The sequence below is a fragment of the Actinomadura meridiana genome (assembly GCF_039537545.1).
Taxonomy (GTDB): domain Bacteria; phylum Actinomycetota; class Actinomycetes; order Streptosporangiales; family Streptosporangiaceae; genus Spirillospora; species Spirillospora meridiana.
On sequence record NZ_BAABAS010000041.1, the window covers coordinates 1 to 858 of the forward strand.

1 protein-coding gene is annotated in these 858 nt (G+C 60.5%); it reads right to left on the bottom strand.

What is annotated here, in order from left to right; genetic code table 11:
- A partial coding sequence (locus ABD808_RS38350) for an IS4 family transposase (RefSeq protein ID WP_344908480.1) occupies positions 1–835 on the bottom strand: 835 nt, incomplete at its 3' end.
- Positions 836–858: the final 23 nt, after the last annotated feature.

The window sequence follows — 858 nt, forward strand, 5'->3', positions numbered from 1 at the left end:
CGAGCACTTGGTACTCGAAGACGCGCACATGAAACCCCGGCAGATCGGTGATTTCGATCGATCCTTTGCGCAGTCGCTCGTAGGCTGCCATCTTGCGCCGTGGATCCGCCGAGTAAGAAAGATAGGACCCGTCCGGGAGCCATTCTAGAACCGGAAGATCGTTGGTCATCTTCGCCCTGAACAGGGCGTCAGCACCACCGTCCTTGATTCGTTTGAGATTCTCATGGCTATACATTCCCTTGTCAGCTATGATCAGCATACCGTCACCAATGGCATCCGTGGCCAGCAACCGGGATGCCAGCACGATCTCGGTGTCCTTTTGCGCACTGATCTCGGCGGCGACGACCGCATGCGTGCCACATTCAGCGAGGCCCACGACCAGCGCCTTGGGGAATACTCCCTTTTCGTTCTTCTTTTTCCCGGAGAAGCCGAAGCGGTCACCGTTGGCGGGGCTATCGAAGACCTCCACATCGAAGCCGTCCAGTGCCATCAGTCGCCATCGTCCCAGCCAAGCGCCCTTGGTGGAGCGCAGGGCGCAGGGAACCGCGACGCGCTCAAACAGATCACGCATCACCTCGGCACCCAGGCGCTGCCGGGCCTGGGTGAGTGCCCCGGGCGTCGGAATCGTCCATTCGGACCGCCAACTCCCTAGCCAGCGCAGCCCCTGGACCAACTTCCGCATGACCTCTTCGTAGGATTCGCCATGAAAAAGCGTCAGCGCCATCACGAAGTAGACGACCACGCGTGCAGGAAGCTTGCGCAACCGCCGCTCGCGCCTGCCAGACTCGAGTATGACCTCGTCCACTAGCTCACGCGGGACGATCCGGGTCAACACACCAATACCGATTCGCTCCGTCA